Below are 15365 nucleotides of genomic sequence, written 5' to 3' on the forward strand. Positions count from 1 at the left end.
TTATACACTAAATTAATTAACCAGTGTAGACTCTACAATATCCTTTCGTCGGTAAACATTTAGAATAAGACCGAGTAGTGCAGCGTAAACTAGTAACATGCTTCCCCCGTAGCTGATAAATGGTAGAGGTACTACCATGATTGGGACTATTCCAAGCCCCATAAGGATGTTCCAACAAGCTGGAACGGTAAATAATACAGCCCCTCCGATTGTTAATAATCTGCCGAATAAATCCTTTGTTTTAAAAGCATTTCGTGAAATCCGCAATATAAATACAACCAGTAGTAGGCAAAGGAAAATTCCGAATACCCAGCCAAGAGAATAGACGAGAAATGGGAAGACAAAATCTGTATGTGCTTCAGGGAGTATTAGATTGTTGTGAAGTCCCTTGCCGAACCAACCAGCTTTTGAAAGAATATCTTTCAAAGGTATGCTTGTATCAGGGAGATAGCTACTAGGGTATTTAAGAATCATCGTACTAATGAAGATAACACCTACAAGCAAATTACCCAGTGCTACTTTAATGGCAAATCGATTATGACGATAATAAAAAATATACATCACTAATACACATAAGAAGTACATAATACTAAACACAAATCGGTTAATTATGATGTAAGAAATGACTGGGACCCAAAATAGGATTAATAGCACTACTTGTTTTTTCCATCCTTTAAACGCATTAGCTTTGGTAAAAATACCAGCCCATGCGATGAAGAATAAAAATAAGGAGATAGCTGGACTATCAATCGCAATACCCCAGAGAGACATCCATCTTCCTCCTCCAGTAAGCGGAATGCCAACTAAAAAAGTTGTGAAAAATAGGATCAAGGCAGCCGCGTAAAAATACATCCACAAATCTTTTAGTTTTCTATAATCAAAGAAAAGAAATCCTATCAGAGCAAGAACGGCAATGGCGAGCCAGACAATTTGTTTTTTCATGAATGAAGAATTAGATGCTACTACATCACCTATTATTGGAAGAAAACTAATACCCGCAAGTAGGATAAATAACGCAATAAGGAGCCAATCCATTCTTGGTTTATGAAGCTGATTCATGTTTCTGCCAACAGTCGAGGGATCTCCCATTTCCTGCATCGCCTTTTTATTCGCATCCTCTATAGATAATCCTCTTTTTTGAAAGGAGTGACTTAGCTCTTCCAGATGATTACTAAGCTCTTTTTTTATCATACTGTGGGCTTGTTTGGATTTTACATTAGCTATAACTTTACCTAAATATTCTTCAAATGTAGAAGAACTCATAAAGAAGCCTCCTCAATTAAATTTTTCAGTGATCCGTGTTGCTTAGAGCCTCTTAGTTCAAAAGTTGCTACAAATTTTTTCCCTTTCGCAGTTAGGGAATAATATTTCTTACCTTCTATCCATTTTGATGATAGGATTTTTTTGTTTTCAAGTAGATGTAACAGAATATAAAGCTGACCTTCATTGTTTTTAAAGCTAAGTTCATTTTTTTGAAATAGTTGGGTGGAAATTTCGTACCCATGCTTTGCTTCGTCTTGCAGTGCATCTAATATGTTTTGAAGTGTTTCTATTTTCCAAGAATGAAGTTCTAAGTGTGATTGTTTCTTGCGGATTGTTTCTTTTACTGCATTTTTTCTCTCTTCGGAAAAAGAAAAACCCTCAAAATCTTTTTTTATAGAATCCTTTAAGTTATAGAATGGATCGTCCATGATTAAACCTCCTTTTTCATCTTATTCTTTAATAATTCTCTGGCTTGTTTTAACCTGGTTTTTAATGTATTGCTATTTACACCAGTGATCGTACTAATATTTGCTAAGGAAAGTTCTTCGTAGTAATGTAAGAAAACAACTTCCCTGTACTTTACTGGTAAATCCATAACAGCGCTCATTAAGCTGTTTGCTACATCTTTTGAGATAATTTCTTCTTCAACATGTTTTGACTTGGACGGGAGATAGTCCCAAATTTTATCGTTGAAATTTAGTTTGCGATAATGCCAACTACCCAAGTAATCTTTGCAATGATTAATAGCAATTCGATATAGCCACGTTTTTATGGATGACTTATTATTAAACTGACCAAGTTTTTCATAGCATTTAATAAATATCTCTTGCGTTAAATCTTCCGCTGTCGTTCGATTCTTTACATAAGAAAAAACTAGATGCAGTACATCATCACTGTAGTTATCCATTAATTGGCTGATTATTTGTTCGGTATTTTCTATGCTATTAATATGAATTCCTATTTCCTCAAGTTCAGTCATTTAAGTTTCACCCTCTTCTGCAATATTAGACGAAGCAAGCATCATTTTGGTTTGGAAAAATTTTATTTATATCATATTATCTACCTCAAAGTAGAGATAGTCATCTTATAAAGTATTAACTATCTGTTGAAAATGTGCAATAAAAAAAAGACTGTAAACAAAATGATTGCTCTACAGTCTTTGGTTTGTTCTATTTTAATAAACTAAGGAATACGACGCCGACCATAATTAACAGTATTCCAGAAAGGATAAAGGTCCATTCCAGCGGGCTTTTTTTCTGTTTGAAAATGAGGATGCCGCCGATTGTTGCGACGATAACGCAGGCTTGTGAAATCGAGAAGCTCGTTGCGACACCGAGTACAGCAGTCGCTAAGAACATGCCTAAATTGGCGATTGACCACGATAATCCGGTCATTAAGTTAAATGTAACATTTTTTCGGGAAATAGCAGTCTTTTTCGCTAAGTTAATACCAATGGCGCATGTCAGCATCCCGATTGCTTGTGGTAAAATGATAGAAAAGCCAGTGACATCAAAAAGCTGGTTTGTTACTACGTAAAGCGTTAAAAAGAAAGAAGATAGAATAACGATACCGTAGACATGAAATGAAACCGACTCCGTGATATGATTCCCGCGTTTTTGAAACCCGGTCATTACCACCCCAATCAAGATTAAAATTACTGCAACAACTCCGATGATGACAGCCGTAACAGTTTGCCATTCGCGAAATACGAGGACTGCGAAAAGCGTTGCGCCAACTAGCTGAGTACCGTTTGAAATTGGCATTGCCTTCGCTACACTGGAAGCCGCAATCCCTTTAAACTGTAGTAATTGCCCAAAACTCCAAAAGATACCTGAAATAAAACTCACAATAAAAGAAAGAACCGTTATTTCTGGTGATAAAATCCAGAATAAAATGAGAGCAAATAATAGCGCACTAATCGATGTCCCCAGTAGTTGTTCCTCGGGGGTGCTTTTTCGTAAGTTCGCAATTATCGGCATAAATCCCCACCCAAGAACAGGGAGTAACGCAATAAGATAAATAGACATAAATAAGCTTCCTTTCTAGGTTAGTGGTGCTATTTAAATCTACCATTCTCCAAAATGAACAGCAATATCCCAAAATTACGGTATTCAATGCGGTAATTTTCGTAGTTTTCTGGGGATGAGTCTTTGTAATAGAATAAGCGTAGGGAAAGGAAAATTAAAAATGAAAGCGGTAACGAAAATGATTGCAAATCGCGAAAAAAATATCATTCAGTTTCTAATGAAGACAGGTCAAACACGTGTTGGAACTATCGCGAATCATCTCGGACTTTCAGAAAAAACTGTCTCAAATTCACTGAAGGAAATCGATATTTTTCTAAAGGACTTTGATATGACGGTTGTCCGTAAACCAAAAATCGGTGTGTACATTGAAGGCGATAACAAGGCTTTTGCCGAAGTTAGCCGATTCCTAGATAACCAAGTCAGCCAAATCCCATCAACGAAAGAAGAGCGGGTTATCTACATTTTTAGTAAATTGCTTAAAGCAGATGATTATATCACGATTCATCAACTTGCAGACGAACTTTACATTAGTCGGGGCACGATTGAGAAAAATATGGTTGAAGTGACAAAAATGCTGGAAAAAGAAGGCATCACTTTGTATAAGAAACCTAGTAAAGGTATGAAGTTGCTGATTAGTGAACGAGAAAAACGTGCCTTAACATCGAAATTCATTACTAATTTTTGGGGTAACAACTGGTATTTAAAGCAAGAAGGCGAAAAAGTGCTCCAAGCATTCGATACGATTCAGGCCGATGTTACTGGGATTTTTCCGGAAGAAGGCTTGAAAGAAATCATTGCGATTGTTCAAGAATTCAGCGAGCGTCATGATTTTACTTTTACCGATTATGCGTTTCAGTCAATTGTGATTCACCTTGCGATTGCGGTAGAGCGAATTCGCGAAGGCGAGTATGTGGAAAACGTTGAGAGCGATCCGATGAAAGATGTGTTTGAGTCACAGCGCAACAACACGGAAATTCTTGTTGGCATGTTAGAAGAACGTCTGGATATCAAAATTCCAGCATTCGAAGTTGGCTATATTCAGCTTCATTTAACGGCTGCTTATAATCAACAACATGATGAACTGCTCGTTAATACTCCACCACAAGAGGACGATGTCGCTGATTTTGTCAGTAGATGTTTAGCGGAAGGGAATTATGATAAGGGCTTGCTGGAAGACCTGACGACGCATATGAAATCCGCCATTAACCGCTTAAAACTTGGTATGCATTTTAAAAATCCGTATCTTAGCAAAATTAAGCAAAACTTTCCCCAAGCGTTTGAAGAAGCGCTTTACTTTAAAGCAAAATTTGAACAAAAGTACGATGTGCAAGTGAACGAAGATGAAACGGCGTATATTGCGCTACATTTTGAAGCATACAAAGAAAGAAGTCGCTCTTTCCCCGACCAAATTCGAGTGGTACTTGTATGCAGTACAGGGCTTGGTTCATCCAGATTACTCGCAGCTAGAATTAAAAAATATTTTCCAATGATTACGATTGAAAAAATATTATCCGTTCAGGCGTTAATGGAAACCGAAGTTGATGTGGATCTAGTCATTAGCACAATCTACCTTGAACTAGAGGATATTCCAAGCATTGTTGTAAGCCCGATGATGAGTAAAGCGGATTTACAACAAGTCGAAAGCCAAATCGAACGAACAAGACGCAAGAAAAAGAAACGCAGCCAACCATTCGTTGATTTAATTAAGCCAAAAACCATTTTTGCGAAGTTGGATGTTGCGACGATGGAAGAAGCGATTGCGGAAATTGGCGACAAATTGGTGGAGCAGGGTATTGCTAAGCCTGGCATCGTGGAAAGTGCGCTGAAAAGAGAAGCCTTATCGTTCACTTCTTTTGAAGAAATGGCGACACCGCACGCAGAACCAGCGCTAATCAATGAATCGCGCATTGCTATCGCGACGCTGAAACACCCAGTGAAATGGGGCTTGGTCGATGTGGATAAAATCTTTTTTATCGCTTTGACAGAACAAAATGGTATTAATTTAGACGCAATGTACGAACAGTTTTATAAATATATTGATAATAAAAAATGGCTAGAAAAGCTGACGCAACTAAAAAGTGCCGCAGAAATTTATGAGCATTTGTTAAAGGATGGGATGTAATGGAAGTAAAAGATATTTTAACTAAAGAATTAGTCGTTTTTGATTTAGAAGCGGCAACCAAAGAAGCAGCAATTGAAGAAATGGCAGAACTGCTAGATGAACGTGGTATTTTAGCGGATAAAGCGACTTATGTCCGAGCAGTTTTGGATCGTGAAGCACATTCAACTACTGGAATAGGTAATAACATTGCTATCCCACACGGAAAAAGTGAAAGTGTCACAAAATCGGCCATCGTTTTTGCAAGAACGAAAGAAATGATTGAATGGGAATCGCTTGATGACGAACCAGTAAACATGATTTTCTTACTGGCAATTACGGATTCCGACAAAACAGACGGTCATTTAAAAATCCTTGCTGAAATTGCAACGAAACTAATGGACGATGATATTGTCGAAAATTTAAAAAATACAAGAGACGAAGAAGAAGTTATTCGAATTTTAAATGGAGGCGTAGTAGAGATATGAAACGTAAAATTATCGCAGTAACCGCATGTGCGACAGGAGTGGCGCACACATATATGGCAGCACAAGCACTTAAAAAAGGCGCGAAAAAAATGGGCAATCTTATCAAAGTAGAAACACAAGGCGCGACAGGAATTGAAAATGAATTAACGGAAAAAGATGTAAATATCGGCGAAGTAGTTATTTTCGCAGTAGATACAAAAGTTCGTAACAAAGAACGTTTTGACGGTAAAGTCGTGCTGGAAGTTCCAGTAAGCGCACCGATTAAAGATGCAGAAAAAGTAATCAACGCAGCACTTGCGTTAATTGACGAAAAATAAGGAGGATCTACCATGTTCAGAAAAATTGGGAGTGAACTGAAAAAACACGTTTTAACAGGTATTTCATATATGATTCCGCTCGTTATTGCAGGCGCCGTAATTATGGCGATTGCTCGGGTTGGTGGTTCGTTTTTCGGAATTACAGATATTTGGGATGCGAAATACGCAGATAGTGCGAATAGCTTAATTTCACTACTGCATAGTTTAGATGGTTTTGGTGGATTGGCGCTAGGAATGATGTTCCCGGTTATTGCAGCATTTATCGGATATTCCATTTCGGACAAATTAGCATTGGCACCAGGTCTTGTTGGTGGTTTACTGGCACGTGATATCGGCGCTGGTTTCCTTGGGGCACTGGCAGCTGGTTTAATCGCTGGTTATACATGTCTATTGATTAAAAAATACGTGAAACTGCCAAAAGCGGCGGCTTCAATTGTACCAGTATTTTTAGTACCAGTTTTTGGCACACTTATTACCGTTCTTATTATTAATTATGTGGTTGGTATTCCTTTTGCAGATTTAAATACAGCCCTTGAAAATTGGCTAAATGGTATGTCTGGATCGAACCAAATTATGATGGCGGCTATTATCGGCGCGATGGTTGGTTTTGACTTAGGCGGACCGGTAAATAAAGCAGCTGTAACAACAGCGATGGCGCTTTTGACAAGTGGAATTTATGCACCGAATACCGCGGCGCAAGTAGCAATCATTATCCCACCACTTGGACTTGGTTTAGCTACATTAATCGCGAAACGTAAATACAATACAGAAATGCGTGAAGCAGGGAAATCCTCGCTTATTATGGGGCTTGTTGGGATTAGTGAAGGGGCAATTCCTTTCGCCGTAGAATCTCCACTTAAAGTTATTCCGGCTACGGTTCTTGGTTCTGCTGTCGGCGGTGCGCTTGCTGTAGGTCTTGGCGCAATTAACCAAGCGCCAATCAGTGGTTTTTATGGCTGGTTCACTGTAGAAAATTGGCCAGTTTATATTTTAGCAATTGCAGTTGGGACGCTAATCGTTGCGGGTATGTCAGTCGCTTTACGTAAAGCAAGTGCAGGCGAAGAAATGGTTGGTTCAAGCTATGATGACGAAATTGACGAAGCAGAATGGGAAGCTTAAAAAACGGAGGTAACTATGGTTAAAGCACATATTGTGAACCATACGCATTGGGACCGAGAGTGGTATTTCACCTCGGCCGATGCACTGGTTCTAAGTGAACAACTTTTTACAGAAGTAATTGACGAATTAAAAAAGCACCCAGAAGCAAACTTTGTACTTGATGGGCAACTGTCGATTTTAGATGATTATGTCGCACTGTATCCGGAAAAATTAGCGGATATTAAGCAATTAATTGCGGATAAACAACTTTTCATTGGACCGTGGTTTACGCAAACAGATGCCTTTTTTGCGCATGGTGAGTCGATTTTGCGCAATGCGATGATTGGGATTTTTGATAGTAAAAAATACGGCGACTATATGAAAATTGGTTATTTGCCAGATACATTTGGTTTTAATGCCCAAATGCCGACTTTACTAGAACATGCTGGATTTGATAATGTGATTTTCTGGCGCGGAATTCATCTTGGTGAACATGTTGCATCTCCGTATTTTAAATGGCAAGGACTTGGCGAAGAAGCGTCTATCTATGCGATTAACATGCCACAAGGTTACGGCACAGGGATGCTCCTTGAACCAACGTCTGCATATGTGGATGGACGCCTTGATCCAGCGATTGATTTTATTGAAAAATATAGCAAAACGACAGAAGTATTAATTCCATCTGGGAATGATCAACTGAATATTATTAGCAATTTTGCGGAAAAACTGGCAGAAATTAACAAAATGGGGCGCCATGATTATCAACTTAGCACCTATCAAGATTTTATTCAATATGTAAGAGAGTTGCCCGATTTAGAGAAATATCGCGGCGAATTTAGAAGCCCAGTGCTGGCACGCGTGCATAAAACTATTGGCTCCAGCCGAATGAATATTAAGCTGAAAAGCGCGTCACTCGAGCAAAAACTGTTAACACGGATTGAGCCGTTGCTTGTGATTGCTAAGGCATCCGGTATTTCCATCAGCGAGCGTTTACTAATGTACACATGGAAAAAATTGCTTGAAGGTCAAGCTCATGACAGCTTGGCGGGATGCGTTTCTGATCCTGTTGCCGAAGATATTTTGCACCGGATGAAAGAAGCCGATGAACTGTGTGATAGTATCGAAAACACGATTGTGAAGAAAATTGCCGATGATTTGGCACTTGCAGCGAATGAAATTATCATTTTTAACACGGATTTACATGATTTTGATAGATTTAAAGAAATACAAGTAGTAACCGAGCATAAAAAAATTCATTTCCCCGCATTTCCGGACGCGACGATTGTTCAAGAAGAATTTATTCCATCTCGTGAAAATGTGCTAGAAGAAACACCAGCTGGGAACCGATTTATTGAAGAACCTGGCTACTATGTGCTTCAAGTGCGCGTGAAAGTGGAGCTTCCAGGCCTAGGTTACCGCGTGATTGCTTTTGAAGAAAATGACCGCGAACTGGATGGGATGGTTGCTTCTAACAATGCCACCATCCAAAATGAATCGTATAAAATCACTTTCCAAGATGGGGAAATTTTGCTTCAAAAACCAAACGGCGAACGCCTGACTTCTTTCATTACGCTAGAGGATGACGTGAACGCAGGTGATACGTATGATTATTCGCCACTAGCTGGCGATGTAGCAGAACTATTCACTTTTTCCGCAACAAATACAGAGAAATCGAGTGAAGTCGAACGTTTAATTTTAACTGGAAAAAGCGATTTCCCACTTGATCGTTTGACGAAAGAAGGGCACGGCGACCTGCAAATCAAACTCATTTTAGAGGTGAAAAAAGGTAGCGAACTACTGGATGTTAAAGTGGAAGTAGAGAACCAAATTAAAAATCACCGCTTACGCTTAAAAGTAAACACAGGTGTGAAAACAGACTATAACATCGCCTCACTGCCATTCGGATATATCGAGAGAAAACCAGTTGTACCAGCAAATTGGCAAGAAACATATAGCGAAATGCCAATCGATATCGAACCACTGGAACAAAGCGTGACATTAACAAATGAAACGGCAAGTTGTACAGTTTTCACATGTGGCGTCAAAGAATACCAACAGTTGGATCAAGATTTAGCACTGACATTACTCGCGACAACCGGTCAACTTGGAAAACCTGACTTAGCTTACCGGCCAGGCCGGGCATCAGGCGACACAACGAAAAAAGGTCATGTGCTTATAGAAACAGAAGGTGCGCAATTACTTGGCAAACATCAATTCAGACTCGCCATCTATCTTGGGGATCAAGCCTTCGATGAGCATAAAACAGCTGAACGAACAAAAACGTTTAATCAAGCAAACGTATCCTATCAACGCCAACCGTTCAATCACTTTTTACATCGCTTGGATAACAAAATTCAAAAAACGGAACGGAAATTAGGCGCAAAACAAACATTAGCTATGCTGAATTTGCCGAAAGAATACTTAGTGTCGGCGTGCCACCCGTCCTACTACACAGCAGATAAATACATCATCCGCCTGGAAAACCCAACTAATACACCACAAAAGTTGGCATTCCCGGATATGTCATTTGAGTATGTGAATGCTATTGAAGAAGTTGTCGGAAATGACAACAACACAATTCCAGCATACGGCGCTGTCACATTACGATTAGATATATAAAAAGAAAACTTGCTCAAAGGATTTATTTTGAGCAAGTTTTTTGTATTAGGCGTAAAAATTCTTTCGAGGCACTGGAGAAAGTCTGATTCTTTTTCCACACAATACTTAGACCAGCAGTTAAAGGTGGCGAAAAGGGAATAAACTTCAAGTTAGTATTTTCCGTATTGATAATACCGTCAATACAAAGAATACTTGCGATGTTCTCCTTAGCGAGCAAAGAAGCGTTATAAAGTAAATTATATCTACCAATAACATTCAATTGTTCAAAATGCCCTCCAAGCCAACTAGCTAGCTGATTATCAATGAAAGACTGGTTTGAAACGACAATCGGATTAGTTTCTATATCACTAGGAGTTACAACCGTTTTTTTCGCTAAAGGATGTTTTGTATTGACTAAAATCCCCCAAGTATCTTCTATAGTAAGTGGTAAATAGTCATATTGTAGTTTTTCCACAGGATTAATTACCAAACCAAAATCCAGTAACCCGTGCTCAATTTTTTCTAAAACGTCATCTGCATTGCCGCTATGCAATTGAAAAGTAATGTCGGGATGTTTCTCTCTGAGTTCATGTAACAGGCTACCGATAAATTCAAATCCTCTTGTTTCAGCAGCACCAATCATTATTTTTCCGCTAATCGTCTCATTCTGCAGCAAATTCGAAGTAGTCAACTCCACTAAAGATAAAATTTCTTTCCCACGATTCGCTAAATAAAGCCCATCCTCCGTCAACGTAATAGACCTATTTCCACGAATAAATAAAGTTACCCCTAATTCTTCCTCGAGTTCTTTCAATTGTTTAGAAAGTGTTGGTTGAGAAAGATGAAGTACATCAGCAGCTCTACTAATCGTTTTTTCACGTGCAACAGTTAAAAAATAATTCAACACACGAAGCTCCATTAGAACCTTCCTTTCCTATAACTTAAAAGAATAGTTGGATATACTTTATAAGTATTATTCAATTATAACTTCTCTCGCTATAATTAAATAGTAAAAGATTTTAAGGGGGGAAAGCAGATGATAGAACAAGATTTACAGAATAGGCTAGTCGGCCAAGAAATTCTTCATGGGTCAGATTTGTTAGACGAAATTCACGAAGTAAAGCAAAACAATGAACAACTTATCATCGAACTAAACACCAAGTACCACACAAAAAAAGAAGTGACCAAATATCTCAGTGACATTACCGGAAAACCAGTCGATCCGTCAGTCGATGTCTCCCTTCCTTTTTACAGTGACTTCGGAAAACATATTACTTTTGGTAAAAATATCTTTATCAATTTAAATGTTACTTTCGTGGATTTGGGAGGGATTACCATTGAAGATAACGTTTTAATTGGCCCAGGAGCAAGGCTTGTCACGGTCAACCACTTAGTAAGCCCTAAAAAAAGACGGGGACTACGGGTAGCGCCGATTTGTGTGAAGAAAAACGCCTGGATTGGCGCAAACACAACGATATTATCAGGTGTAACAATCGGCGAAAATGCCATCGTTGCTGCAGATGCTACCGTTACAAAAGATGTCCCACCTAACGTCATCGTCGCGGGAAGCCCAGCCAAACAAATTCGTAAAATTATTGAGGAATAAGGAGAGATAGCAAATGACAATCAAAAATAAAGTAATTATTATAACCGGAGCATCATCTGGCATTGGTAAAGCAACAGCTCTACTTTTGGCTGAAAAAGGAGCGAAATTAGTTCTTGCTGCCCGTCGCGTAGAAAAACTGGAAAAAATTGTTCAAATCATTAAAGCAAATTCAGGTGAAGCAATTTTTGCCAAAACGGATGTAACGAAACGCGAAGATAATAAGAAATTAGTAGAGTTAGCCATTGAAAGATACGGAAAAGTAGATGCCATCTTTTTAAATGCGGGAATCATGCCAAATTCGCCATTATCGGCTTTAAAAGAAGATGAATGGGAGCAAATGATTGATATTAATATTAAAGGCGTACTAAATGGAATTGCGGCTGTTCTGCCTTCTTTCATCGCCCAAAAATCAGGTCATATCATCGCCACTTCATCTGTTGCAGGCTTAAAAGCATATCCCGGCGGCGCAGTATATGGCGCGACTAAATGGGCAGTCCGCGATTTAATGGAAGTTTTACGAATGGAGTCAGCCCAAGAAGGTACCAATATTCGCACAGCGACCATTTATCCAGCTGCTATCAATACGGAATTACTAGAAACAATTACGGATAAAGAAACCGAACAAGGAATGACGAGCTTATACAAACAATATGGTATCACACCAGACCGAATCGCAAGCATCGTCGCCTATGCCATTGATCAACCCGAAGACGTCAACGTAAACGAATTCACTGTCGGACCAACGAGCCAACCGTGGTAAATGGAAAAAACCTTGAACTGATAAAAGATTGGTTCAAGGTTTTTTTATAGTGCTAAGGATTGATAAAAAATTAATGTAAGATAAGTAAATGAATAATTGTATATTTACTAGTTCTTCTCAGAAAAATAGTTTTATGGTGTTTTAGAGATTATTGTAGCTGTTTCTTTGGGAGTGACATGCTTTTTAACAAAAATTCTCACACCCTTATGTGTTATTTTGAACATAAAGGGTAGAGGATAACATAAGTTAATTCTTTTTTTTGGAAAAATAGTTATTATTATTTAATGGGCTTTGAAAGGGGTGATGATATAGAAGAAGTGAAAAAAGAGAGTTTTGGCGGTAAGAGTGCGGGGCTTGAATTCGTCAATAATAGACCATTTTAAAAGGTGGAATGACACGTGTGATATCAACATAAAATGATTTGCATGATTGAATTCCTATTAAGCTTCGATAGTGAAATACATAAAAATATTATATATAGGAAAAATGTGCTGGAACGAACGAGATGAAGGATATCACTAAACGGCTCCGTAGACAGATTAGCTACTAAATACCATAGGAACAATTTATGGGGAGCATAATTTAATAAATTAAGCAGACATGATTTTTCGGATGCAGGAGAAAATCCTATACAACGAAACCTGATATTGTTTCTAACTATTGAAAAAGGAGTGTATATAGTGAGAAAAAAACGATATGTATGGTTGAAAAGTATACTAGTAGCAATATTAGTATTTGGCAGTGGAGTATGGATTAACACGAGCAACGGGACAAATGCTCAGGCAGCTACAATTACACAAGATACTCCTATTAATCAGATTTTTACAGACGCAGCTCTAGCGGAAAAAATGAAGACGGTCTTAGGAAAAACGAATGTAACAGACACGGTCTCGCAAACAGATCTAGACCAAGTTACAACGCTTCAGGCGGATAGATTAGGGATAAAATCTATCGATGGATTGGAATACTTGAACAATTTAACACAAATAAATTTCAGCAATAATCAACTTACGGATATAACGCCACTTAAAGATTTAACTAAGTTAGTTGATATTTTGATGAATAATAATCAAATAGCAGATATAACTCCGCTAGCTAATTTGACGAATCTAACTGGTTTGACTTTGTTCAACAATCAGATAACAGATATAGACCCGCTTAAAAATCTAACAAATTTAAATCGGCTAGAACTATCTAGTAACACGATTAGTGATATTAGTGCGCTTTCAGGTTTAACTAATCTACAGCAATTATCTTTTGGTAATCAAGTGACAGATTTAAAACCATTAGCTAATTTAACAACACTAGAACGACTAGATATTTCAAGTAATAAGGTGTCAGATATTAGTGTTCTGGCTAAATTAACCAATTTAGAAAGTCTTATCGCTACTAACAACCAAATAAGTGATATAACTCCACTTGGGATTTTAACAAATTTGGACGAATTATCCTTAAATGGTAACCAGTTAAAAGATATAGGCACATTGGCGAGTTTAACAAACCTTACAGATTTAGATTTAGCAAATAACCAAATTAGTAATCTAGCACCACTGTCGGGTCTAACAAAACTAACTGAGTTAAAACTTGGAGCTAACCAAATAAGTAACATCAGTCCCCTAGCAGGTTTAACCGCACTCACTAACTTAGAGCTTAATGAAAATCAGCTGGAAGATATTAGCCCAATTTCTAACCTGAAAAATCTCACATATTTAACGTTGTACTTTAATAATATAAGTGATATAAGCCCAGTTTCTAGTTTAACAAAGCTTCAAAGATTATTTTTCTATAATAACAAGGTAAGTGACGTAAGCTCACTTGCGAACTTAACCAATATTAATTGGCTTTCAGCTGGGCATAACCAAATTAGCGATCTTACACCATTGGCTAATTTAACAAGAATCACCCAACTAGGGTTGAATGATCAAGCATGGACAAATGCACCAGTAAACTACAAAGCAAATGTATCCATTCCAAACACGGTGAAAAATGTGACTGGCGCTTTGATTGCACCTGCTACTATTAGCGATGGCGGTAGTTACGCAGAACCGGATATAACATGGAACTTACCTAGTTATACAAATGAAGTAAGCTATACCTTTAGCCAACCTGTCACTATTGGAAAAGGAACGACAACATTTAGTGGAACCGTGACGCAGCCACTTAAGGCAATTTTTAATGCTAAGTTTCATGTGGACGGCAAAGAAACAACCAAAGAAGTGGAAGCTGGGAATTTATTGACTGAACCAGCTAAGCCCGTAAAAGAAGGTCACACATTTGTTGGTTGGTTTGATGCCCAAACAGGCGGAACTAAATGGAATTTCAGTACGGATAAAATGCCGACAAATGACATCAATTTATATGCACAATTTAGTATTAACAGCTACACAGCAACCTTTGAGAATGACGGTGTAACAACATCTCAAACAGTAGATTATCAAGGCTTGTTACAAGAACCTACACCACCAACAAAAGAAGGTTATACTTTCAAAGGCTGGTATGACGCAAAAACTGGTGGTGACAAGTGGGATTTCGCAACTAGCAAAATGCCTGCTAAAAACATCACCTTATATGCCCAATATAGCGCCAATAGCTATACAGCAACGTTTGATGTTGATGGAAAATCAACGACTCAAGCAGTAGACTATCAAGGACTTCTAAAAGAACCAAAGGCACCAACGAAAGCCGGATATACTTTCAAAGGCTGGTATGACGAAAAAACAGATGGGAAAAAATGGGATTTTGCGACGGATAAAATGCCAGCAAATGACATTACGCTGTACGCTCAATTTACGAAAAATCCTGTGGCACCACCAACAACTGGAGGGAACACACCGCCTACAACAAATAACGGCGGGAATACTACACCACCTTCCGCAAATATACCTGGAAGCGACACATCTAACACATCAACTGGGAATTCAGCCAGCACAACAAGTACAATGAACGCTTATGACCCTTATAATTCAAAAGAAGCTTCACTCCCTACAACTGGCGATAGCGATAATGCGCTCTACCTTTTGTTAGGGTTATTAGCAGTAGGAACTGCAATGGCTCTTACTAAAAAAGCACGTGCTAGTAAATAGAAGTAGTGTAAAGAGCTAGATGTGGTT

13 protein-coding genes are annotated in these 15365 nt (G+C 38.3%); 8 read left to right on the forward strand and 5 right to left on the reverse strand.

Going from position 1 to position 15365, the window contains the following annotated elements; genetic code table 11:
- Positions 1-12 precede the first annotated feature (12 nt).
- The 4 genes from CKV70_RS02195 to CKV70_RS02210 all read right to left on the reverse strand — a co-directional run bounded on the left by CKV70_RS02195 (position 13) and on the right by CKV70_RS02210 (position 3290).
- On the reverse strand, positions 13-1263 hold the full coding sequence (locus tag CKV70_RS02195; protein ID WP_014600507.1) for an FtsW/RodA/SpoVE family cell cycle protein: 1251 nt from the start codon (positions 1261-1263) through the stop codon (positions 13-15).
- Positions 1260-1691 carry a PadR family transcriptional regulator gene (locus CKV70_RS02200; RefSeq protein WP_014600508.1) on the reverse strand — a complete coding sequence of 144 codons (432 nt, stop codon included), beginning with the start codon at positions 1689-1691 and terminating at the stop codon, positions 1260-1262. Before CKV70_RS02200 ends, CKV70_RS02195 begins: the two co-directional genes overlap by 4 nt.
- A 2-nt stretch (positions 1692-1693) precedes the next feature.
- Positions 1694-2242: a sigma-70 family RNA polymerase sigma factor gene (locus tag CKV70_RS02205; protein ID WP_014600509.1), complete on the reverse strand. Its 549-nt coding sequence runs from the start codon at positions 2240-2242 to the stop codon at positions 1694-1696.
- A gap of 190 nt (positions 2243-2432) precedes the next feature.
- Entirely contained in the window at positions 2433-3290 is an 858-nt protein-coding gene (locus CKV70_RS02210; protein ID WP_009912760.1) for a GRP family sugar transporter, read from the reverse strand.
- A 160-nt stretch (positions 3291-3450) separates the two neighbouring features.
- Between CKV70_RS02210 and CKV70_RS02215 the strand changes: the two genes are divergently transcribed.
- The 5 genes from CKV70_RS02215 to CKV70_RS02235 are packed head-to-tail and all read left to right on the forward strand — an operon-like array spanning position 3451 to position 9910.
- Entirely contained in the window at positions 3451-5412 is a 1962-nt protein-coding gene (locus CKV70_RS02215) for a BglG family transcription antiterminator (RefSeq protein WP_014600510.1), read from the forward strand.
- Complete coding sequence (locus CKV70_RS02220) at positions 5412-5876, forward strand: PTS sugar transporter subunit IIA (RefSeq protein WP_012581954.1); 465 nt, start codon at positions 5412-5414, stop codon at positions 5874-5876. The genes CKV70_RS02215 and CKV70_RS02220 overlap by 1 nt, the downstream gene beginning before the upstream one ends.
- A complete protein-coding gene (locus tag CKV70_RS02225) occupies positions 5873-6193 on the forward strand; it encodes a PTS fructose transporter subunit IIB (RefSeq protein ID WP_003722977.1) in 321 nt (106 codons plus the stop codon). The genes CKV70_RS02220 and CKV70_RS02225 overlap by 4 nt, the downstream gene beginning before the upstream one ends.
- A 12-nt stretch (positions 6194-6205) precedes the next feature.
- Positions 6206-7312, forward strand: a complete 1107-nt coding sequence (locus CKV70_RS02230) for a PTS fructose transporter subunit IIC (protein WP_014600511.1) — start codon at positions 6206-6208, stop codon at positions 7310-7312.
- Positions 7313-7327: 15 nt separating this feature from the next.
- Positions 7328-9910 (forward strand): alpha-mannosidase, encoded by a 2583-nt coding sequence (locus tag CKV70_RS02235; RefSeq protein ID WP_014600512.1) that lies wholly within the window; start codon positions 7328-7330, stop codon positions 9908-9910.
- A 22-nt stretch (positions 9911-9932) separates the two neighbouring features.
- On the opposite strand, the gene CKV70_RS02240 is transcribed toward CKV70_RS02235, so the two are convergent.
- Complete coding sequence (locus tag CKV70_RS02240; RefSeq protein WP_003722980.1) at positions 9933-10808, reverse strand: LysR family transcriptional regulator; 876 nt, start codon at positions 10806-10808, stop codon at positions 9933-9935.
- 117 nt (positions 10809-10925) lie between these two features.
- Here CKV70_RS02240 and CKV70_RS02245 point away from each other — a divergent pair, with 117 nt between their 5' ends.
- From CKV70_RS02245 to inlA, 3 genes are all read left to right on the forward strand, one after another.
- Positions 10926-11495 carry a DapH/DapD/GlmU-related protein gene (locus tag CKV70_RS02245; RefSeq protein ID WP_014600513.1) on the forward strand — a complete coding sequence of 190 codons (570 nt, stop codon included), beginning with the start codon at positions 10926-10928 and terminating at the stop codon, positions 11493-11495.
- A gap of 13 nt (positions 11496-11508) precedes the next feature.
- Positions 11509-12255, forward strand: coding sequence for an SDR family oxidoreductase (locus tag CKV70_RS02250; protein ID WP_014600514.1), 747 nt, complete (start codon positions 11509-11511; stop codon positions 12253-12255).
- A 680-nt stretch (positions 12256-12935) separates the two neighbouring features.
- Positions 12936-15338 (forward strand): class 1 internalin InlA, encoded by a 2403-nt coding sequence (gene inlA, locus CKV70_RS02255; RefSeq protein ID WP_014600515.1) that lies wholly within the window; start codon positions 12936-12938, stop codon positions 15336-15338.
- The last annotated feature ends 27 nt before the right edge of the window (positions 15339-15365 follow it).

This window comes from Listeria monocytogenes (genome assembly GCF_900187225.1).
Classification (GTDB): Bacteria; Bacillota; Bacilli; order Lactobacillales; family Listeriaceae; genus Listeria; species Listeria monocytogenes.